Origin of the sequence: Mesorhizobium sp. B2-7-3 (genome assembly GCF_006440715.1) — a bacterium.
Lineage (GTDB): Bacteria > Pseudomonadota > Alphaproteobacteria > Rhizobiales > Rhizobiaceae > Mesorhizobium > Mesorhizobium australicum.
The window spans coordinates 18,407-36,649 of sequence record NZ_VFTY01000014.1 but is presented as its reverse complement, the minus strand read 5'-3'; the positions used below and the strand labels follow the sequence as shown (position 1 = coordinate 36,649).

The following is an 18,243-nucleotide window of genomic DNA, read 5'->3' as shown; positions in this document are numbered from 1 at the left end:
TCGATCACCTATCCGCCAGCGCCAGCTTGGCGCCGAGCATGACGAAGGCGCCGGCAAAAGTCCGGCGCATCCAGGTCAACACCATTGGCCGCGACACGACATGGCTGCGGATCGACGCCGCGAAGATGCCGTAGCCGACAAAAACCACGAAGGTCAAAAGCATGAAGACCGAGCTGAGCTCCAGCATCTTCGACAGTGCGTTGGTTTCCGTGGTGCTGACGAATTGCGGCAGGAAGGCGAAGAAGAAGATCGACAGTTTCGGATTGAGCACGTTGACGAGGATGCCGGTGGCGATCACCTTGCCGGCCGAGCGAGGCGCGACATTGTCGTCGACGCTCAGGCCGCCTTTTTCCTTCAGCGTGTTCCAGGCCATGTAGAGCAGATAGGCGACGCCGAGATATTTCAGCGTCTCGAAGGCGACAGCACTGGTGTGCAGCAGGGCCGCCAGGCCGGTGATGGCAGCCGCCATATGCGGGATGATGCCGAGCGTGCAGCCGAAGGCGGCAATGATCGAGGCCCGCGCACCACGCGAAAGCCCGGCGCTCAGCGTATAGAGTACGCCGGTGCCCGGCGAAGCCACGACGATCAGCGACGTCAACAGAAATTCGATGCTCACGATGATTTCCTCCGGCGCCCTACCCTGACGCAGCCTAGCCAGCAAGCGGGGTGCGCACAAGCGACAGTCATTACAGCATGTCGCGGCGATAGGATTCGCCGACCCGCTGTAAGCTTCTGATTTTATGCTTGTCGTTGTCCCGGAACCGAGGACACTTCCGGGCGACATGCATTCGCCGCCAGCAAAGCCGCCGCTAAGAGGTGGAAAATCCGAGCGCCCGGCGCGCCATCAGGCACTCGTCGTCGCCAGGCATGCAGGCGCGGCAGACATCCGGGCGCAGGTCATAGATGGTGCAGGCGGTCGACTTGCCGACCTCGCCAGACAGGGCCGAACAGCGCACGCCGTCACAGCGCATGCCCGACAGGTCTGCCGCCACGTATTTTTCCGGGATGCGGTCGAGCTGCGCATCGTCCTCTGTCGAAAAGCGCGGCCACTCGGCTGAATAGGAACAGCACGCGCCGCAGCTCTGGCAATCGAACATAGGAGCGATGCCTGGTTGTGCCGACGGCAGGCTGGTCGTGGCTGCCTGGGCAAACGGCCCCGGCGCGGCGAGATTGCGATCGGCGTCCCGCGGCAAGGCGCTACTTCTTCTTGCCGGTCTTGCCCTTCGGTGCGTCCGCTGGCGACTTGAACAGATCGGTCGCTGCCTGGTCGGCGGCGGCGGCCTTCGGCGCGGCAACCGGCTTGGCCGGCTTTGCGGCGGGAGCCGGCGCTGCCGGCTGATCCTTGGCGGAGAATTTTATGGCCATTTCAATCCTCGTCGGCGAAACGCGATGATGGTGCGCGCGGATTGCGCAAGCGGCCGATCAACGCGGAAACCGCCGTGATGTTCATTTCCTCGGGCGACCAGTTCCTGGCTTCCGCGATGTGGTGCGCGGCCAGCTCACGATGCGTGCTGCCGCTATAGGCGGCATCCTGATAGGTGACACGCTCATGGGTCTTGGCGTCTTCGCGGACATACTCGATGAGGTAGTTCGGGCACTCGGCCCGGCCGCGCACGCCGACGCGCACCTGGGCATCGCCATGGGCGCGCTTGCAGCGTTCGAGCTTTTCCAGCACGCGCCGGACATATTCGACCGGCCTGTCCAGGGTCTCGACCATGTCGGCGATGGTCGCATCGGCCGCGATTGGCGTTTGCGGTACGCGCTTGGTGGCCATCAGCGTTTTCCGGCTCGTTTCGGCAGCGCCGCGAGTGCCGCGGCGGCCGCCATCTCGTCGGCCTCTTTCTCCAGCCGCAGCTCGCGCAGGCGCGCGGTCTTGGCTTCCCGCGCTTCGCTGACGGCATCGCGCTCGGAAATGATGCGGTTAAGCGACATCGACTGGGTTTGCGTCTTGCTGAACAGCGACACGGCCGGATCGACGGCTGTCTTCGAATGGGCGGTCAAAATCTTTCTCCTGTCAGGAGCCTGGTGCCGATAGGACGAGACCGGTCTTCGGTCGGGACCATGCACAAAGCGATGCGGCAGCGGATTCAAGATGCTGGAGCGTCCCTTAGCACGTTCAGCCCAATGCGCAGCGCATTTTCGGCGGCAACAAGCGTAAAATGAAAAAGGCCAGGCACCGCCTGACCTTCCCTGGGAGCGCCGCGCATCCAACTGGATGCACAAGGCAGCTCCTGATGGGCAGCAGAAGCCGTGGAAACTCAAGTTCCCGTAGCCATGCGCCCCAATTCGCCGTTCACCAGTGCCAGTACATCCGTGGTCACCGGGACGGCTGAATTCTTTCTTCAGGCCGCCTTCAACTGGTCGGCGGACATCTTGCCCGACTTGTTGTCGCGGACCATCTCGTAGCCGAGCTTCTGGCCCTCGACGATGTCGCGCATACCGGCGCGTTCCACGGCCGAGATGTGGACAAAAACGTCGGCGGAGCCGTCGTCAGGCTGAATAAAACCAAAACCCTTGGTGGCGTTGAACCACTTGACTGTGCCGGTGCTCATGACGAACCCTTTCCATGGCAAATATTCGTTCGCCGTCATGCGGATGCACAACGCCGTTTGTCTCGATTTTTGATGTGGGAAGTTCGTCAAAGGCGCGCCCGGAAGCGCGGATAACAAAAGTCAGTCAAACAAATATCGACGACTTTCTTCTACGCGTGTTTCAGACGCCTGTCAAATGTTGCGCCATCGATCCGAGAATTCGACGCCTGAAAGGACGTCATCTGGCCAACGTCCATGCTGAACAAGCGCCCGCACCTGAGCGTTGCCGGCGGCCGCTCAGCGTTCCTGGTCGGTCGGTCTGATGACGATCTCGTTGACGCTGACGCGCGCCGGCTGGCCGACGGCATAGAGGATGGCGGCGGCGACATCCTCGGCGGTCAGCGCTTCCATCGTGGCGAGGCGCTGGTCCAGCCCCGCCTTCGAGGCAGCGTTGGTGATATGGTCGCCAAGCTCTGTGCGCACCAGGCCCGGCTCGATCACGGTGACGCGAACCTTGTCGGCATAGACTTCGCGCCGCAGTGATTCCGAAAAACCGACGACACCAAATTTCGTCGCCGCGTAACCGCTGGCGCCGGGATTGGCGACGCGGCCGGCGACCGACGAGACATTGACGATATGGCCCTTGGCAGCCTTGAGATGCGGCAGCGCCGCCTTGGTGACGCCCATCAGCGCCAGCAGGTTGAGTTCCACCATATGGCGCCAGTCATCGAGCGTTGCCTCCGCTGCCGGCGAGAGCAGCATCACGCCGGCATTGTTGACAAGAATGTCTAGCCGACCCCATTCGGCCACCACCTTCCCGACCATGGCCGCGACATCGTCATTGCTGGTGACGTCGGCCTCGATGCGCAAAGCCGTTCCGCCGATTTTTTCGATGCGGGCGGCCAGAGCTTCGAGCCTATCGACCCGACGGGCGGCGACCGCCACCCTTGCCCCGGCAGCAGCCAGTGCCGCAGCCGTCGCCTCGCCAATGCCCGAGGAAGCGCCGGTGACGAGAGCAACCTTGCCGGCAAGCATGGAAGAAACGGTCATTGCAACATCTCCAAAGGGCGCCGCGCCAATGCTCCTAGATAGGCCGTCCCGGTCAACGGGGAAGACCGCTTCGCAGACGGGTCCTATTCATCCGGCCCCGGCTCCGGCCACGGCTCCTTCGCCGCTTCCGCATACCATTGGCGCATCGCCGGCAGCGCGAGGATGGCGTCGACATAGGCCCTGGTATCGGGCGCCAGATCCCCACCATAGGTATCGAAGCGGGTGACGACAGGCGCATACATGGCATCGGCCGCGGTGAAATGGCCGAACAGAAACGGGCCGCCCTTGCCGTGTTTCTCGCGACACTCGCGCCACAGCGCCTCGATGCGGGCGCGTTGCGCCTCGCCCTCGGCGTCGAGTGGCTTGTGGCCCTTTGGCCGCCGCAAATTCATCGGCCAGCCATAGCGGACTTCGCGAAAACCGGAATGCATCTCGGTCGCCGCCGAACGCGCCAGCGCCCGGGCGCCGATATCGGCCGGCCAGAGCTTTTTCTCCGGAAAGAGATCGGCGAGGTATTCAAGGATGGCAAGGGTTTCCCAGACCATTCCGCCAGTGTGGTTCAAGGGCTTGTGAACCAAGACAGGGACTTGACCTGTCGGCGACACGTTCGCCAGGTTGGCGGCGGTTTCGGGGGTGCGCAGCCGCACCAAGACCTCTTCGAACGGTATCTCCAGGTGCCGCATCGCCACCCAGGGCCTGAGCGACCAGGACGAGAAGCACTTGTTGCCGATATAGAGCGTGAATTCCGACATTTGTCCCCCTTGGCGGTTTGCTCCTTGCGGAGTGCGCTGGCCGGCACCCTAGCCTGCCGGCGCGGCGCCCGAAAGACACCCTGTTTCGCCGACATAAGCGGCGGCTGGCGGAACCGAAACCGTGCCGGCTCGTTTGCCAAGGCGAACCAAACCCGGGAGATGCGAAAATGGTGAACAAGGATCAGGTCGCCGGTGCGGCCAAGCAGGTAAAAGGCTCGGTCAAGCAAGCCGCCGGCAAAGTGACCGGCGATAGGCAGACGCAGGCAGAAGGCATGGCCGACAAGGCCACCGGCAAGGTGCAGAAGGCCTATGGCGACGCGAAGGACAAGGTCAAGAAATCGCTTGACCGCTGAGGAAAGGGCCGCGTCGAGCGGCCCTTTTCACGTCAGCCACAAAGTGGGCCCAGCGATCCACCTGCCTCAAATGCCGCCATGCCGGCGCAGCACCCTGCGACGTCGCCGCGCCACCGGCTCGCCCTGCGATGATGCCGCTTGCGAGGCGCTCCGCTCCAGCGCCGCTAGGCAATCGCGCAACGGGCCGGCGTCCTGCGCCGTCTTGGCCATCGACATGGCGCCGGAGTAGGCGGCGACCGCAAACACCGCAAAATGCTCGGGATCCGTGCCTTGCTCCCTGCCCTCCCGCTGGTCGGCCCTGATCTTGTCGGCGATCGCTTGGCGCCATGCCGAAAAGACGCCGGCAAGGGCATTCCGAAATTCGGGATCGGCGAGCGACAGTTCATGGGCCAGATTGTTGAGGGGGCAGCCGCGCACGAAACCTTGCCGTTCCAGTTCCGCCGCCACGGCGTCGAACACTTGACGCACGCCCTCGCGGGCCGAAGCAGCCTGCCGCACCGGCGCGATCCACGTCTCCTCGACCGCCGCCGCCACGCGCTCGTCGATGACCGCCAGCGCCAGCGCCTTCTTGGTCGGGAAATGATGATGCAACGCGCCACCGCTGACGCCTGCCGCCGCCATCAGGTCGCCGAGGCTGGAAGCATGGTAGCCGCGTGCCTGAAACGCTGCCTCGGCGACATCGAGCACTTTGCGGCGCATGCCTTCGGGGTCGTTGATGCGTTTGCCTCGGACTCGCCCTGGCCGGGTGTTGAGCTCTGCTGACATTGTAAAAGGATAGCATGTTGACAAAACAGGGCAACCGGTCTGTTTATAAACAGGACGATCAACCTGTTTTGGAGAACCCGCGGATGAGCCCGATCCCGAATGCCACGCCTAAGCCGGCGGTACTGGCCTCGCCGATCGTCGAATTGCGGCAGTACACGTTGAAGCCCGGCCGGCGCGAAACGTTGATCGATATCTTCGACACGCAGTTCATCGAAAGCCAGGAAGACGCGGGGATGACTATCATCGGCCAGTTCCGCGACCTGGACCGCCCCGATATGTTCGTCTGGATGCGCGGTTTCGAAAGCATGGATGCGCGCAAGCATGCTCTGAGCGCGTTTTATGACGGCCCCGTATGGGCGGCGCACCGCGACGCGGCCAACGCGACGATGATCGATTCCGACGACGTGCTGCTGCTGCGGCCGGCGTGGCCGGATGCCGGCTTCGATCTGTCGGGATTGCGCCGGCCAATGGCCGACATGGTCAAAAGCACAAGCGAACGGAGCGGGTTGCCCGGCCTGGTTGAGATTTCGATTCATCATTTACGGCCGGGCATCGGCGCCGACTTCGCCGGGCGCTTCCGGGCGGAGATGGTTGCGCGGCTTGCCCAGACCGGCGCGCGTCTGCTTGGCGCCTTCCTGACGGAGCCGGCCGCAAACACCTTCCCGCGGCTACCCGTGCGCGCCGGCGAAAACGTCTTTATCACCGTTGCCGGCTTCCCCGACGGCGATGCCCACGCCAGCCATCGCCTCGCCACTTCGCCGGCGTGGCAGGCACTTGGCCAGAACATGCAGGGCATTAGCACTAAGCCGGCCGAAACGTTGCGGCTGGTGCCCACGGCCCGATCGCTGTTGCGGTGATCAGCGGCCGGACAGCAGTCCCGCCATCGCCGAGGCGACAAAGGCCGGGTCCTCCCAATGGGGATTGTGACCGCAATTTTGCGCCCAGACGAGACGGGATCCGGTCAGCGCGTCGGCCAAGGCCTGCTGGTGCGGCTCGTCGAATAGCGGATCGCAGGCGCCGGCGATGATCAGTGCCTTGGCCCGCACGGCCCGTGCCTCGGCGGTCAGGTCGGTGATGCGGACTTCCTCCAGAATGGCACGCCAGCGGGCCGCAGGCATGGCGGAAGCTTCCGTCGCCAGGCCCGCGAGGAACGTCCGCGGCACCGAGGTTTGGCACGCATGCCACCAGGCAAAGAACGGGTCGGCCGGCGATATCGGATCGTGCAAGGCCAGGATGCCGACCGGCAACGCATGGTCCGGCGTGAAGCCGGGCTTCAGCGTGCTGGCCAGCACGACCAGGCCTCCGATCAAGTCCGGCTGCCGGGCGGCCAATGCAATTGCCACCATGCCGCCCAGCGAATGACCGACGACGATAGGCCGGTCCAGCCGCAGATGCCGGATCAACCCGGCAATATCCTCGGCGAAATCAGCGACGCGGTAGCCGCCGCCCGCCTGCGAGGCACCATGGCCGCGCAGATCGGGCATGATCAGCCGGCGGCCAGCCAGATGCGGCGCCAGCAGCGAAAAGCTGAGGCTGGTGTCGGTGAAACCATGGATCAGCAACAGCGGCGGCCCGGCGCCGGCGATCTCGACATAGGCGATGTCGAGATCGCCGATATTGACCCATTGCTTGCGACCAGCCCAGGCGTTCTGTTCCACACAGGCGATGGGCAAGGCGTCTGGCGGTCTCACAGGCCGAGCTTCTCCTTGACGGCGGCAAGACCAGGCTTGCCATCGAAAGTCGTGACACCGGCGAGCCAGGCATCGAGACGGTTCTTGTTCAGCGTGATCGCCTTCAGCGCCCCGTCCTCCGGCTTCATGCCGTCATTGATGAGGTAGCCCATGCCGACATTCTCGAAGTCGATGTCGAAGACCAGGTTCCTGAGGAACTGCGCCACGTTAGGACATTCCTGCAGGTAGCCCTTGCGGACCTGCGTCGTCACCGTCGCGGCGCCGAAATTCGGGCCAAAGAACTTGTCGCCGCCGGTCAGATACTTGAAGTCGTACATGGTATTCATCGGATGCGGCGCCCAGCCCTGGAAGACGATGAACTGCTTCTCCTTGATCTCGTAACCGACCTCCGACAGCATGCCGGCTTCGCTGGACTCGACCACGTGCCAGCCATCGAGGCCGAAGGCCGGATCGGCGATGGCGTCCATCATCAGCTGGTTGGAGCCGGGCTCGATGCCATACATCTTCTTGCCGAACTTGTCGGCGAACTTGTGCAGGTCGGAGACGTCCTTGACCCCTGCCTCCCAGACATAGGTCGGTACGGCGAACGTGTATTTGGCGCCGACGAGATTGACACGCACATTCTCGATCGAGCCGTCCTTCTTGTAGGGTTCGTAATAGGTGACCATCGCCGGGTCCCAGTAACCCAGGAACAGGTCGAGATCCCGGTTCTTCATGCCTTCGTAGATGACGTTGATGCCCAGCACCTCGCTCTGTGGCTGATAGCCGAGCGCTTGCAGGAGCACATTGCCCACACCCGTGGTGAAAGCGAGATCGTTCCAGCCAGGCTCGGCCATGCGGACCACACGGCATTGCTCGGCGTCGGCCGCCCGGGCAGCCTGCGAGGCCAAGGCCAGCGCGGCCAGACAGCTTGCAAGGATACGCACCATTTCCGTTCTCCTCATCGTATTGACCCACCGGTCTTTTTATTGTCCCATTGGTCAATGATTGATCTCGCGGGGCGAAAATGTCAAGGTGGATTCGTGAGGCATGGAACAATCCCGTGAAACTGAAACGCCTTGGCGACATACGCCGAAAGGAATTGCGCCAGGCGGCCTTCGCGGTTCTGGAGCGCGAAGGCATTGCGGGGGCGACGCTGGAAAAAGTCGCCGCCCATGCAGGCGCCTCCAAAGGCATCGTGCTGCACTATTTCCGCAATAAGCAGGAATTGTTCGAGCACGCGATGCGCGAGGCCAACGCAGTCCTATGCAACGCGGTGGTCGCAAGGCTTCGCCGGGCGCGGACTTCGATGGAACGCCTGGACGCGGTGATCGAGGGCAATTTCGAGGAGCATCTCTTCCTGCCGCCTCTATGCCATGCCTGGCTTTCGCTCTGCGCCGAGGTGCCGCGCGATGAAAAGCTGGCGCGCATCCAGAAGGTGATCCATGGGCGCATGCGCTCGAATCTGTTGTCCGGCCTGCGCGGCCTCGCCTCACCCAACGAGGCCGACGACATCGCGCTTGGCGTCACGGCCTTGATCGACGGACTCTGGCTTCGGCTCGGCCTGCAGCCGGGCAGCGTCTCGCGCGAACAGGCGATCCGGCAGGTCAAGGGCTATGTCGCCGCGCGGCTGGCTACTCAGGAGCGCTCCACCGCCAGCGCGTGAAACCGACCCGCACGTCATCCGGTTTTCGCGCTGCGACGGGTCTCAGGCCAGCCGTCGGGCGCTCGCGCCGGACGCCGGCCGAAGTTCATACCCTGGGATAGCCTGATGACTTGACCCCGTCACGGACATGCGGTGCGATCCCTCTGTTTGATGGCAAACGCATGGTGATGTGCGTGATGAGGCTTCAGGGCAAGCGGACGTTGATCACCGGCGGATCGGACGGCATCGGCCTGGCGATCGCCGAGGCATTCCTGAACGAGGGTGCCGATGTCCTGATCGTCGGCCGCGACGCGGGCAAACTCGACACCGCTCGCCAGAAGCTGACGGCCCTCGGCTCGACAGGCATGGTGGCGACATTGTCGGCCGACCTCGCCACCAGCCCCGGCCTCGCAGCGGTCGTCGAGCAGGCGAAAGAATCCGGCCGGCCACTCGACGTTCTCGTCAACAATGCCGGTGTCGCCTATCTCGTGCCGTTCGAGAGTGTCAGCGAGGCACAGTTCCAGCAATCTTTCGCGCTCAATGTGACGGCGGCGTTCTTCCTCACCCAGGGGCTGCTGCCGCATCTCGGTGCAGGTGCATCCGTCATCAACATCTCCTCCTATTTCGCCAACAAGATGATCCCGAAGCGGCCATCAAGCCTCTACTCCCTGTCCAAAGGCGCGTTGAACTCGCTGACCAAATCGCTGGCCTTCGAACTCGGTCCGCGCGGCATCCGCGTCAACGCAATCGCACCCGGCACGGTCGACACCGCCATGCGGCGCAAGACCGTGGACAACCTGCCTGTCGAGGCACAGGCGGAACTGACAGCCTATGTCGAACGCAGCTACCCATTGGGCCGCATCGGTCGACCCGCAGACATCGCCGGCATGGCGATCTATCTCGCCAGCGACGAGGCTGGCTGGACCAGTGGCGGCATCTTTGCCGTCGACGGCGGCTACACGGCGGGGTGAACTGCCTGGCCGCTATGGCGCGGCAACTTCACCAACGGCGCTTTCCACAAATCCAAGAGCGCCCACAACGTCCAGGATCTGAAGGCGAATCCAGCGATGAGGGGGCTCGTCGTCTCGGCGTGCGTGCCAGTACATCCTGATTTCAGGAACGGCAATGGGAAGTGGCGGCTCGAAGATGGCGAGAGGCAGGGTCTTGGCTGCCCAAACCGCGAACTGCCTGGGAACCGCGGAAAGGTAGTTTCCGTTTGCGACGGCCAACGCGACAGCCTGAAAGTGAGGCAGTGCCAGGCTTACACGGCGGCTTCGCCCGATTTTGCGGAGCGCCTCGTCGGTGGAGCCCGACATCGAGCCGTCGATAGAGCGAAGAACGTGCGGCAGTTCGCAAAAAAGCTCAAGCGGAATAGGCTCGCCCCCTGCGATCCCCGCCAGTCTGATCGCAGCATTGTTTTGCGCCGCAATGATTGCGAATGGCGAATGGAACAGCGGTACGCTGGAGACCCAGTCCAAGACCTCCAGCGGACGTTCGAGAGCCACATCGATTTCATCGTCCTGGAGCAGACGCGAAACATCGCCTCGCGCGCTATCGAGAAACCGTAACGACGCATGCGGCGCGATAGCCGCGACGCGCACCGCCAGTGTCGGCATCAGTAGCATGGAAAAGAAGTCCGCCCCCATGAGCGTGAAGGTTCGCTCAAGTTCCGCCGGATTGAACGAATGCGCCGAATGAAAGGCGCGTTCGATCTCGCGCAGTGCGGCGCGCACCGGCTCCGTCAGGCTTTCGGCGCGCGGGGTCGGCACCATGTCGTTGCCGCGCCGCACGAACAACTGGTCGTTGAGGACATGACGCAGGCGATTGAGCGCGGCGCTCACGGCGGGCTGGCTCAGCCCGATCTGCTCGCCGGCGCGCGTCACGCTTCGTTCGCGCAAAAGCGCATCGAGCACCCTGACCAGATTGAGGTCGAGCGCATTTAAATTCATGGTATCAATCCGCCCCATATGATCATTGGATTTCCATCGGCGGCATGCACCTGATCAGATCCTTCCGACCGCGACCCGTCCGAGGGCAACAAAGGAGGAAGAACCATGACAATGACCGTCGGGACCATTACAGGCAAGGAACTCTTCTGGTTCAACAACACACTGGTTGCAATTCGGATATCGTCGGCGGAGGGCGAGGACGGCATCTGTGTCGTCGAGCACAGCATGCCCCATGGCGATTCTCCGCCGCTGCATGTGCATCGGCACGAAGACGAGGTGTTTCATATCCTAGAAGGACAGCTGCGCGTTCGGATCGACGGACAGGAGCGGGTCGCTGGCACCGGCGAGACCCTCATTGCGCCGAAAGGCCTGCCGCACACATACAGGGTCGAATCTCCAGAAGGTGCGCGCGCTCTGACCGTCACGCGCGGCCGCGGGTTCGAGACGATGCTGCGTCAGGCGAGCCGCCCCGCCGGACAGCCGGAATTGCCGCCGCTGTCCGAGCCGACGCCCGAGATGATCGAGGCTCTGGTGCGGATCTGCGCGGAAAATGGCATCGATATTGTCGGTTCGCCCTTGAGTTGAGAACGCGAAGCCGCCGATCTCTCCTCCAAGGGTTCCAGTGGGAGAGATCGGAAGCATCTTCAACCGATTTGCATCCGCTGCCGCGTTATTCTCCGCTTGAAGCCATTTGTGCAACGCGATACGCCGTTGCCCAAATCGACAGACCGGAGCCTTGCCGTGAGCACGCCAAAGACGAGAACCGAAACCGACACGTTCGGCCCCATCGAGGTCGCCGCCGACCGTTATTGGGGCGCCCAGGCGCAGCGTTCCCTCGGCAATTTCAAGATCGGTTGGGAGAAGCAGCCGGCTTCAATCGTGCGCGCGCTGGGCATCGTCAAGCGGGCGGCGGCGGAAGCCAACATGGAACTCAAGCGGCTCGATCCGGCCATCGGCAAGGCGATCATCGAGGCCTCGCAAGAGGTCATCGACGGCAAGCTCAACGACCACTTTCCGCTGGTGGTCTGGCAGACCGGCTCGGGCACGCAGTCCAACATGAACGCCAACGAGGTGATCTCGAACCGCGCGATCGAGATGCTGGGCGGCGTCATGGGCTCGAAGAAGCCGGTGCACCCCAACGACCACGTCAATATGAGCCAGTCCTCGAACGACACCTATCCGACGGCCATGCACATCGCCTGCGCCGAGCGGATCGAGCATGACCTGATCCCCGCGCTGCACCACCTGCACAAGGCGCTCGCCGCCAAGAGCCGGGACTTCAACCATATCATCAAGATCGGCCGTACCCACACGCAGGACGCCACGCCGCTGACGCTGGGCCAGGAATTCTCCGGCTATGCCGCGCAGGTCGCCTCCTCGATCAAGCGCATCGAGCAGACGCTGCCCGGCCTGCAGGAACTGGCGCAGGGCGGCACCGCCGTCGGCACCGGCCTCAATGCGCCGGTCGGTTTCGCCGAGCGGGTGGCCGATCGCATCGCCGCCATTACCGGCATTGCCTTCGTCACCGCGCCGAACAAGTTCGAGGCGCTCGCCGCACATGATTCCATGGTGTTCTCGCACGGTGCCATCAATGCCGCGGCCGCGGCACTGTTCAAGATCGCCAACGACATCCGTTTCCTTGGCTCCGGCCCGCGCTCGGGCCTCGGCGAATTGTCGCTGCCGGAAAACGAACCCGGCTCCTCGATCATGCCGGGCAAGGTCAACCCTACCCAGTGCGAGGCGATGACGCAGGTCTGCGTGCAGGTGTTCGGCAACAATGCGGCGCTGACCTTCGCCGGCAGCCAGGGCCATTTCGAGCTCAACGTCTACAATCCGCTGATGGCGTACAATTTCCTGCAGTCGGTGCAGTTGCTCGCCGACGCTTCGGTCTCCTTCACCGACAATTGCGTCGTCGGCATCGAGGCGCGAGAGGACAACATCAAGGCGGCACTCGACCGTTCGCTGATGCTGGTGACCGCGCTTGCGCCCACCATCGGCTACGACAACGCCGCCAAGATCGCCAAGACCGCGCACAAGAAAGGCACGACGTTGCGCGAGGAAGCGTTGGCAACCGGACTGGTCAGCGAGGCCGACTATGACCGCCTGGTGCGGCCGCAGGACATGACACATCCGGGGTGAAGGCATTTTTCGGCGGGAGAATATCCTCACGCCAGCGCGTCGACCGACATGAATTTCCGCTTTTCACCGGTTCACAGAAACGTATTCCTGTGAACAATGTGTCGCCGGATAGGCGGCTTTGGTGAACAGTTGGCATGCTCTATCTGACGGGGCATCAACCCCATTCGGAGAGCCACCATGTCCACAAACACTTCCTTCGCCGGCAGCGGCACCGCGTCCAACAGCTCTGTCACCATCCTCATCGGCCGCATCCTGCTCGCGGTCATTTTCCTGCTTTCTGGATTCGGCAAGCTCACAGCCATTTCCGGCACCGCCGCCTATTTCGGCGGCCTCGGCCTGCCGGCGCCGACGGCGACGGCCGTCATCGTCGGACTGATCGAGCTGCTTGGCGGCCTTGCCGTCCTCGTCGGTTTCCAGACCAGGATCGCCGCCTGGGTGCTCGCGATCTTTACGATCGCGACCGGGCTGGTCGCCCACACCGGCTGGGCCGACCAGATGCAGATGATCCAGTTCCTCAAGAACGTCGCCATCACCGGCGGTTTCCTGCTGCTGGCCTCCTCGGGTGCCGGCGCCTATTCGATCGACGCCAAGCGCGGCTGAGGTTTTTTCCTCCCAAGGACCTGAAACGAGCGGCGCGGAATTTTCCGCGCCGCTTTTTCGTTGTGTGCTTACAGGCCTGTAGCACGTCGCGGCGAATAGGATTCGCCCGACCTGCTGTAAGCTTCTGGTTTTATGCATGTCGTTGTCCCGGACCAAGGACACTCCCGGGCGACATGCATTAGACTGCAATGGTCGCCGGCGACCGTGCCGGCAAGGGAGGGAGCCATGGGTCGCAGTGCATTGCTTCTGGTTTCGCGGCTGCTGTTTGCCGTGCTGTTCGTGCCGTCCGGCTTCCAGGCGCTCGCCAACATCGCCGGCACCACCAGCTATTTCGCCGGCCTCGGCCTGCCGCTGCCGGCGCTCGCCGCCTGGGGCACCGGCCTTTTCGAGCTGATCGCGGGACTGCTGATCCTCGTTGGTTTGCAGACGCGGATCGTGGCACTGCTGCTGGCCGGCTTCTGCATCGCGGCCGGCTATATCGGCCACTATGGCCAAGGCGCCGAGGATGCGGCGCTCGCCTTCCTGCACCAGCAGATGCTGATGAAGGATATCGCGATATCGGGTGGTTTCCTGGCGCTTGCCATGGCCGGCGCCGGCGCCTGGTCGGCCGATGGGCGCGGCTTCGGCATAGGCGCCGACGCGACTTGACTACTTCGCCGACACGCTCTGCCCGCCCTCGACCGCCAGCACCAGGCGACGGTTGGTGATGCGCGCCAGTTGCGCCAGCCGGCCGGCCGGGCGCTCGCCGTATAGGTCGGAGAGCGAGGCCGGCAGCACCAGCGCCAGCGCGCCGTTGGGGCGGCTTTCCCATTTCAGCCTCGGCATGATGCCGGGCATCGCGGCCGTCAGCAGATACACCACGCGCATCATCGCTGCCAGTACGCGGGCGCGCTCCAGCAGGCGCGGCGGCGCCAACGCCCTGATTTCGGGCGCCACCAATTCATTGAAGACGCCATCGTGACGGTAGGCGTTGGTCAGCGCCAGGTAGGCGCGGCCGGGATGATCGACACCGATGAACGATGCATGCGCAATGATGTTGAGCGACTGCTTGCCGCGATATTCCGGATGAGCGCGCCAGCCGATATCGGCGAGCAGGCAGGCGGCATGGCGATAGCGCGCTTCGTCTTCCGTCTCGTCGATGCCGAACGCCTTGAAGGCCTTGCCGGTCCATTCGACCAGGTCATGCGCGTGATGGACCGAACGCGAGCGCAAAAGCGCGAGTTCCTCGGCGGCCGAGATCAGCGGATCGGCCTTCTGCTCGGCCGCGTCGAGCAGCGAATAGAGGAAACCCTCACGCACGCCTTGCGCCGAAACGACGATCCTGGACGGCTGCATCGCCGTCATGATCTCCTGCAGCACGAGAGCGCCATAGGGCAGCAGCGAGCGGCGGTTCTTGGAGACGCCCTCGATACCCCTCACCTTTTCGACTTCGCCCCTGGCCACCTGCTTGAGGAAATTCTGAGCGCTTTCGGCCGATATTTCGTAGTGGTGCATGACGCCGAGCGGGTAGTTGTTCATCTCCATATGCAGCCTGGCGAGGTTTCGCCAGGTGCCGCCAACAGCGTAGAAAGTCCTGCCTTGTCCGCCCTTCAAGAGCTTGGCCCGGGCCAGTTCCTGGCGCGCGATCTTCTGCGCCTGGACGAGCGAGTTCTTCGCCATGTCCTGCAGGCGCAGGCCGCCGAGCGGCAGCGTGATGCCGTCGCCGATCGCCTCGCCATCAATGTCTATAAGCTCCAGGCTGCCGCCGCCAAGGTCGCCGGCAATCCCGTTGGCCGGGTGGAAGCCGGAGATGACGCCGAGCGCTGAATAATGCGCTTCCTGGCGGCCGGAGAGCACACGGATTTCGGTCTTGAGCACATCCTCGGCACGATGGATGAAATCGGGACCGTTGATCGCCTCGCGGGCGGCGGCGGTTGCCAGCACGTACATGTGTTCGGCGCCTGCCTGGTCGGAGAGCGCTCGGAAACGGCGAAACTCCTCCATCGAGCGCGCCACCCCCTCGGGGTCCAGCTTCCCCGTCGACACGATGCCGCGGCCGAGGCCGGCCAGCATCTTTTCGTTGAACAGCATGGTCGGCGAGCGCGCCAGCCCCTCATAGACGACAAGACGGATCGAATTGGAGCCGATGTCGATGATGGACAGCGGTCGGCGGTCCTGCAGCCGGCCCTGGGAATTGGACAGCATCAGGTGGCAGCGTTCTTCTTGCGGCGCTTGAACTGGGCGATTCGCTTGGGCGCATGCGATTTCAGCGCGTCACCCCGTCCCGACAGGCTCGGATTGGTCATGAAATATTCCTGCGCGTTGAACGGTTCCTCGCCCTCCTCCAGCACCACGCGCCGGGAGGTCCCATCAGCCAATACGTCGAAACTTTGCTGATTGTCCATGATGTTGCCCAGCATGATCTGGCCCAGAATCTGTTCATGCACAGTTGGATTGGTGATCGGCACCATGGTCTCGACGCGGCGGTCGAGATTGCGCGGCATGAGGTCGGCCGAGGAGATGTAGACAATCGCCTCGTCCGAGGGAAGGCCATGACCGTTGCCGAAGCAATAGATTCGGCTGTGCTCGAGGAAACGGCCGACGATCGACTTGACCCTGATGTTTTCCGACAGGCCCGGCACCTGCGGCCGCAGGCAGCAGATGCCGCGCACGACCAGATCGATTTCCACACCGGCACGGCTGGCGTCGTAGAGCGCATCGATGATGATGGGATCGACGAGCGCGTTCATCTTCATCCAGATACGCGCCGGCCGTCCCTCCAACGCATGGGTGACCTCGTCCGAAATGTGCTGGAGGATGCGGTTCCTCAGCGTGAACGGCGAGATCGCCAGCCGCATCTCCGCGGTCGGCTCGGCATAGCCGGTGATGAAATTGAACAATTGGGCGACGTCGCGGGCGATCGTCGGATCGGTGGTGAAGAAGGACAGGTCGGTGTAGATGCGCGCGGTGACCGGGTGGTAGTTGCCGGTGCCGAGATGGACGTAATTGCGCAGCTTGCCGTCCTCGCGCCGCACCACCAGCGACATCTTGGCGTGGGTCTTGAGTTCCAGGAACCCGAACACGACCTGCACGCCGGCGCGTTCGAGATCGCGCGCCCAGCGGATATTGGCCTCCTCGTCGAAACGCGCCTTGAGCTCGACCAGTGCCGTCACCGACTTGCCGGCTTCGGCCGCATCGACCAGAGCACGCACGATCGGGCTGTCGTTGGAGGTGCGATAAAGCGTCTGCTTGATCGCCACCACTTCGGGGTCGGCCATCGCCTGGCGCAGGAACTGCACCACCACGTCGAACGACTCATAGGGGTGATGGACGACGATGTCCTTCTCGCGAATGGCGGCGAAACAGTCGCCGCCATGCTCGCGGATACGCTCGGGAAAGCGTGGGTTGTAGGGGATGAATTTCAGGTCGTCGCGGGGAACGGAGACGATCTCGGAGATCTGGCTGAGTGCCAGCGGCCCGGTGAGCACGCTGATGCGGCTCGACGAGACGCCAAGCTCGCCGGCGACGAAATCGCGCAATTCCCCAGGCATCAGCTTGTCGAATTCGATGCGGATGACGGAGCCGCGGCGGCGGCGCTTCAGCGCCGTTTCGAACAGGCGCACGAGATCTTCCGATTCCTCTTCGACCTCGATGTCGCTGTCACGAATGATGCGGAACGTGCCGGAGCCCTTGACCTCGTAGCCGGGGAAGAGCTTGCCGATGTAGAGGCCGACCGCCTCCTCCAGCGGAATGAAGCGGACATGGTGCTTACGGTCCGGCAGGCGGATGAAGCGCTTCAGCGCCACTGGCAGGCGCAAGAGCGCGCTCATCTCCTCGCCATTCTTGCGATGGCGAAGTTGCAGCGCCATCGAGAAGCCGAGATTGGGAATGAACGGGAACGGATGCGCCGGGTCGATCGACAGCGGGGTGAGTACGGGAAACACCTGCTCCTGGAAATGGTCTTCCAGCCAGACCTTCTCGTCCTTTGTCAGCGCGTCACGGGTGATGCTTTCGATGCCTTCCTTGTTGAGCAGCACCGTGAGTGCCGACAGGCTCTTCTGCTGGTCCTCCTGCAGCCGCTCGACCTCACGCAGCAATTGTTCGAGCTGCTGTTCGGGAGTGCGTCCGTCCGGGCTCTTCAGCACGATCCCCTCGCGCACCTGGCCGGCAAGGCCGGCGACGCGCACCATGAAGAACTCGTCGAGATTGGCGGCCGAGATCGACAGGAAGCGGACGCGCTCCAGCAGCGGGTGATGGGTGTTCAGCGATTCCTCGAGAACGCGGCGATTGAACTGCAGCCAGGAGAATTCGCGGTTGACGAAGCGGTCCGGATTGCCTTCCGGGCTCGCTGCCGCGACATTGTTGAATTCGCTCTGTACCGGCTTCAGTTCGTTCATGATTCCTGCTCTTCCGCGCGCCTCAGCCGGTTAACCGGCTTAACTTATCCTGTGGCAGGCTTTTGCGACAGTTCTCTGACAGGCTTTTGCGACAGTTTGATTTCATCGAACTTGCAAACAGACTTGATATGATCCAGATGCAGAGAGACTGCGTTAAGGAGACGACGATGGCAGGCGGTTCCATTCCCCATTTCCAGAACGATGCGGGCCATCCGGCGATCGACATCGGAGTCAAGGAATTCATGTGCACGGGCGCCAACCCGCCTTTCGACCATCCGCATGTTTTTCTCGACATGGGCGACGACAATGAGAAAGTCTGCCCCTACTGCTCGACCCTCTATCGCTATTCGCCGAAGCTGAAGGCGACCGAAACGCTGCCGGCGGGCTGCCTCTACATCGACCAGGCCGCCTGA

Annotated in this window: 23 protein-coding genes; 9 read left to right on the top strand and 14 right to left on the bottom strand. The window is 63.3% G+C overall.

Annotation, left to right across the window (positions count from 1 at the left end; translation table 11 throughout):
• Positions 1-4: 4 nt before the first annotated feature.
• The 8 genes from FJW04_RS26260 to FJW04_RS26225 all read right to left on the bottom strand — a co-directional run bounded on the left by FJW04_RS26260 (position 5) and on the right by FJW04_RS26225 (position 4,333).
• Positions 5-616 carry a LysE family translocator gene (locus FJW04_RS26260; RefSeq protein WP_140717603.1) on the bottom strand — a complete coding sequence of 204 codons (612 nt, stop codon included), beginning with the start codon at positions 614-616 and terminating at the stop codon, positions 5-7.
• A 193-nt stretch (positions 617-809) separates the two neighbouring features.
• Positions 810-1,097: a YkgJ family cysteine cluster protein gene (locus tag FJW04_RS26255; protein WP_015318393.1), complete on the bottom strand. Its 288-nt coding sequence runs from the start codon at positions 1,095-1,097 to the stop codon at positions 810-812.
• A 100-nt stretch (positions 1,098-1,197) separates the two neighbouring features.
• Complete coding sequence (locus tag FJW04_RS26250) at positions 1,198-1,365, bottom strand: hypothetical protein (RefSeq protein ID WP_015318394.1); 168 nt, start codon at positions 1,363-1,365, stop codon at positions 1,198-1,200.
• A gap of 1 nt (position 1,366) precedes the next feature.
• On the bottom strand, positions 1,367-1,774 hold the full coding sequence (locus FJW04_RS26245) for a hypothetical protein (RefSeq protein WP_015318395.1): 408 nt from the start codon (positions 1,772-1,774) through the stop codon (positions 1,367-1,369).
• Positions 1,774-2,001, bottom strand: a complete 228-nt coding sequence (locus FJW04_RS26240) for a hypothetical protein (RefSeq protein WP_015318396.1) — start codon at positions 1,999-2,001, stop codon at positions 1,774-1,776. The genes FJW04_RS26245 and FJW04_RS26240 overlap by 1 nt, the downstream gene beginning before the upstream one ends.
• Before the next feature lie 341 nt (positions 2,002-2,342).
• Entirely contained in the window at positions 2,343-2,552 is a 210-nt protein-coding gene (locus FJW04_RS26235; protein WP_010915421.1) for a cold-shock protein, read from the bottom strand.
• Between the two features lie 276 nt (positions 2,553-2,828).
• Positions 2,829-3,581, bottom strand: a complete 753-nt coding sequence (locus FJW04_RS26230) for an SDR family NAD(P)-dependent oxidoreductase (protein ID WP_140617158.1) — start codon at positions 3,579-3,581, stop codon at positions 2,829-2,831.
• Between the two features lie 83 nt (positions 3,582-3,664).
• Positions 3,665-4,333, bottom strand: a complete 669-nt coding sequence (locus FJW04_RS26225; protein WP_140717601.1) for a glutathione S-transferase family protein — start codon at positions 4,331-4,333, stop codon at positions 3,665-3,667.
• A gap of 167 nt (positions 4,334-4,500) precedes the next feature.
• Between FJW04_RS26225 and FJW04_RS26220 the strand changes: the two genes are divergently transcribed.
• Entirely contained in the window at positions 4,501-4,686 is a 186-nt protein-coding gene (locus FJW04_RS26220) for a CsbD family protein (RefSeq protein ID WP_015318399.1), read from the top strand.
• A gap of 66 nt (positions 4,687-4,752) precedes the next feature.
• Here the strand turns inward: FJW04_RS26220 and FJW04_RS26215 are convergent, their stop codons facing one another.
• Positions 4,753-5,385 (bottom strand): TetR/AcrR family transcriptional regulator, encoded by a 633-nt coding sequence (locus FJW04_RS26215; protein ID WP_181173060.1) that lies wholly within the window; start codon positions 5,383-5,385, stop codon positions 4,753-4,755.
• 83 nt (positions 5,386-5,468) lie between these two features.
• On the opposite strand from FJW04_RS26215, the gene FJW04_RS26210 reads away from it, so the two are divergent.
• Positions 5,469-6,308 carry an NIPSNAP family protein gene (locus FJW04_RS26210; RefSeq protein WP_348642000.1) on the top strand — a complete coding sequence of 280 codons (840 nt, stop codon included), beginning with the start codon at positions 5,469-5,471 and terminating at the stop codon, positions 6,306-6,308.
• Here the strand turns inward: FJW04_RS26210 and FJW04_RS26205 are convergent, their stop codons facing one another.
• Together FJW04_RS26205 and choX are read right to left on the bottom strand one after the other, a co-directional pair.
• The gene (locus FJW04_RS26205; RefSeq protein WP_246674022.1) at positions 6,309-7,142 is read right to left on the bottom strand and encodes an alpha/beta hydrolase; all 834 of its coding nucleotides are present in this window, start codon (positions 7,140-7,142) and stop codon (positions 6,309-6,311) included.
• Positions 7,139-8,071: a choline ABC transporter substrate-binding protein gene (choX, locus tag FJW04_RS26200; protein ID WP_140717597.1), complete on the bottom strand. Its 933-nt coding sequence runs from the start codon at positions 8,069-8,071 to the stop codon at positions 7,139-7,141. Before choX ends, FJW04_RS26205 begins: the two co-directional genes overlap by 4 nt.
• 77 nt (positions 8,072-8,148) lie before the next feature.
• Here choX and betI point away from each other — a divergent pair, with 77 nt between their 5' ends.
• Together betI and FJW04_RS26190 are read left to right on the top strand one after the other, a co-directional pair.
• Positions 8,149-8,787 carry a transcriptional regulator BetI gene (gene betI / locus FJW04_RS26195; protein WP_140717595.1) on the top strand — a complete coding sequence of 213 codons (639 nt, stop codon included), beginning with the start codon at positions 8,149-8,151 and terminating at the stop codon, positions 8,785-8,787.
• Positions 8,788-8,963: 176 nt separating this feature from the next.
• Positions 8,964-9,737, top strand: a complete 774-nt coding sequence (locus FJW04_RS26190) for an SDR family oxidoreductase (RefSeq protein WP_140717721.1) — start codon at positions 8,964-8,966, stop codon at positions 9,735-9,737.
• Positions 9,738-9,749: 12 nt separating this feature from the next.
• Here FJW04_RS26190 and FJW04_RS26185 read toward each other — a convergent pair whose 3' ends face one another.
• Positions 9,750-10,715 (bottom strand): LysR family transcriptional regulator, encoded by a 966-nt coding sequence (locus tag FJW04_RS26185; RefSeq protein ID WP_140717593.1) that lies wholly within the window; start codon positions 10,713-10,715, stop codon positions 9,750-9,752.
• Positions 10,716-10,820: 105 nt separating this feature from the next.
• On the opposite strand from FJW04_RS26185, the gene FJW04_RS26180 reads away from it, so the two are divergent.
• The 4 genes from FJW04_RS26180 (at position 10,821) to FJW04_RS26165 (ending at position 14,102) form a co-directional block, all read left to right on the top strand.
• Positions 10,821-11,300, top strand: coding sequence for a cupin domain-containing protein (locus FJW04_RS26180; RefSeq protein ID WP_140717591.1), 480 nt, complete (start codon positions 10,821-10,823; stop codon positions 11,298-11,300).
• Between the two features lie 156 nt (positions 11,301-11,456).
• Positions 11,457-12,854: a class II fumarate hydratase gene (fumC, locus tag FJW04_RS26175; protein WP_140617163.1), complete on the top strand. Its 1,398-nt coding sequence runs from the start codon at positions 11,457-11,459 to the stop codon at positions 12,852-12,854.
• A gap of 177 nt (positions 12,855-13,031) precedes the next feature.
• Positions 13,032-13,454 carry a DoxX family protein gene (locus FJW04_RS26170; RefSeq protein WP_140617164.1) on the top strand — a complete coding sequence of 141 codons (423 nt, stop codon included), beginning with the start codon at positions 13,032-13,034 and terminating at the stop codon, positions 13,452-13,454.
• Between the two features lie 225 nt (positions 13,455-13,679).
• Positions 13,680-14,102, top strand: coding sequence for a DoxX family protein (locus tag FJW04_RS26165; RefSeq protein ID WP_140717589.1), 423 nt, complete (start codon positions 13,680-13,682; stop codon positions 14,100-14,102).
• Here FJW04_RS26165 and ppx read toward each other — a convergent pair whose 3' ends face one another.
• Both ppx and FJW04_RS26155 read right to left on the bottom strand, forming a co-directional pair.
• Positions 14,103-15,638, bottom strand: coding sequence for an exopolyphosphatase (ppx, locus tag FJW04_RS26160; RefSeq protein ID WP_015318407.1), 1,536 nt, complete (start codon positions 15,636-15,638; stop codon positions 14,103-14,105).
• Positions 15,638-17,830 carry an RNA degradosome polyphosphate kinase gene (locus FJW04_RS26155; protein WP_015318408.1) on the bottom strand — a complete coding sequence of 731 codons (2,193 nt, stop codon included), beginning with the start codon at positions 17,828-17,830 and terminating at the stop codon, positions 15,638-15,640. Before FJW04_RS26155 ends, ppx begins: the two co-directional genes overlap by 1 nt.
• A 167-nt stretch (positions 17,831-17,997) precedes the next feature.
• Between FJW04_RS26155 and FJW04_RS26150 the strand changes: the two genes are divergently transcribed.
• Entirely contained in the window at positions 17,998-18,243 is a 246-nt protein-coding gene (locus tag FJW04_RS26150) for a zinc-finger domain-containing protein (protein WP_015318409.1), read from the top strand.

Bases quoted from the DNA above. Each gene is read 5' to 3' on its own strand.
- FJW04_RS26255 (WP_015318393.1), bottom strand. From the start codon at position 1,097: ATGTTCGATTGCCAGAGCTGCGGCGCGTGCTGTTCCTATTCAGCCGAG.
- FJW04_RS26250 (WP_015318394.1), bottom strand. From the start codon at position 1,365: ATGGCCATAAAATTCTCCGCCAAGGATCAGCCGGCAGCGCCGGCTCCC.
- FJW04_RS26245 (WP_015318395.1), bottom strand. From the start codon at position 1,774: ATGGCCACCAAGCGCGTACCGCAAACGCCAATCGCGGCCGATGCGACC.
- FJW04_RS26235 (WP_010915421.1), bottom strand. From the start codon at position 2,552: ATGAGCACCGGCACAGTCAAGTGGTTCAACGCCACCAAGGGTTTTGGT.
- FJW04_RS26230 (WP_140617158.1), bottom strand. From the start codon at position 3,581: ATGACCGTTTCTTCCATGCTTGCCGGCAAGGTTGCTCTCGTCACCGGC.
- FJW04_RS26225 (WP_140717601.1), bottom strand. From the start codon at position 4,333: ATGTCGGAATTCACGCTCTATATCGGCAACAAGTGCTTCTCGTCCTGG.
- FJW04_RS26220 (WP_015318399.1), top strand. From the start codon at position 4,501: ATGGTGAACAAGGATCAGGTCGCCGGTGCGGCCAAGCAGGTAAAAGGC.
- FJW04_RS26215 (WP_181173060.1), bottom strand. From the start codon at position 5,385: ATGCGCCGCAAAGTGCTCGATGTCGCCGAGGCAGCGTTTCAGGCACGC.
- choX (WP_140717597.1), bottom strand. From the start codon at position 8,071: ATGGTGCGTATCCTTGCAAGCTGTCTGGCCGCGCTGGCCTTGGCCTCG.
- betI (WP_140717595.1), top strand. From the start codon at position 8,149: ATGTCAAGGTGGATTCGTGAGGCATGGAACAATCCCGTGAAACTGAAA.
- FJW04_RS26190 (WP_140717721.1), top strand. From the start codon at position 8,964: ATGAGGCTTCAGGGCAAGCGGACGTTGATCACCGGCGGATCGGACGGC.
- FJW04_RS26185 (WP_140717593.1), bottom strand. From the start codon at position 10,715: ATGAATTTAAATGCGCTCGACCTCAATCTGGTCAGGGTGCTCGATGCG.
- FJW04_RS26180 (WP_140717591.1), top strand. From the start codon at position 10,821: ATGACAATGACCGTCGGGACCATTACAGGCAAGGAACTCTTCTGGTTC.
- FJW04_RS26170 (WP_140617164.1), top strand. From the start codon at position 13,032: ATGTCCACAAACACTTCCTTCGCCGGCAGCGGCACCGCGTCCAACAGC.
- FJW04_RS26165 (WP_140717589.1), top strand. From the start codon at position 13,680: ATGGGTCGCAGTGCATTGCTTCTGGTTTCGCGGCTGCTGTTTGCCGTG.
- ppx (WP_015318407.1), bottom strand. From the start codon at position 15,638: ATGCTGTCCAATTCCCAGGGCCGGCTGCAGGACCGCCGACCGCTGTCC.
- FJW04_RS26155 (WP_015318408.1), bottom strand. From the start codon at position 17,830: ATGAACGAACTGAAGCCGGTACAGAGCGAATTCAACAATGTCGCGGCA.
- FJW04_RS26150 (WP_015318409.1), top strand. From the start codon at position 17,998: ATGGCAGGCGGTTCCATTCCCCATTTCCAGAACGATGCGGGCCATCCG.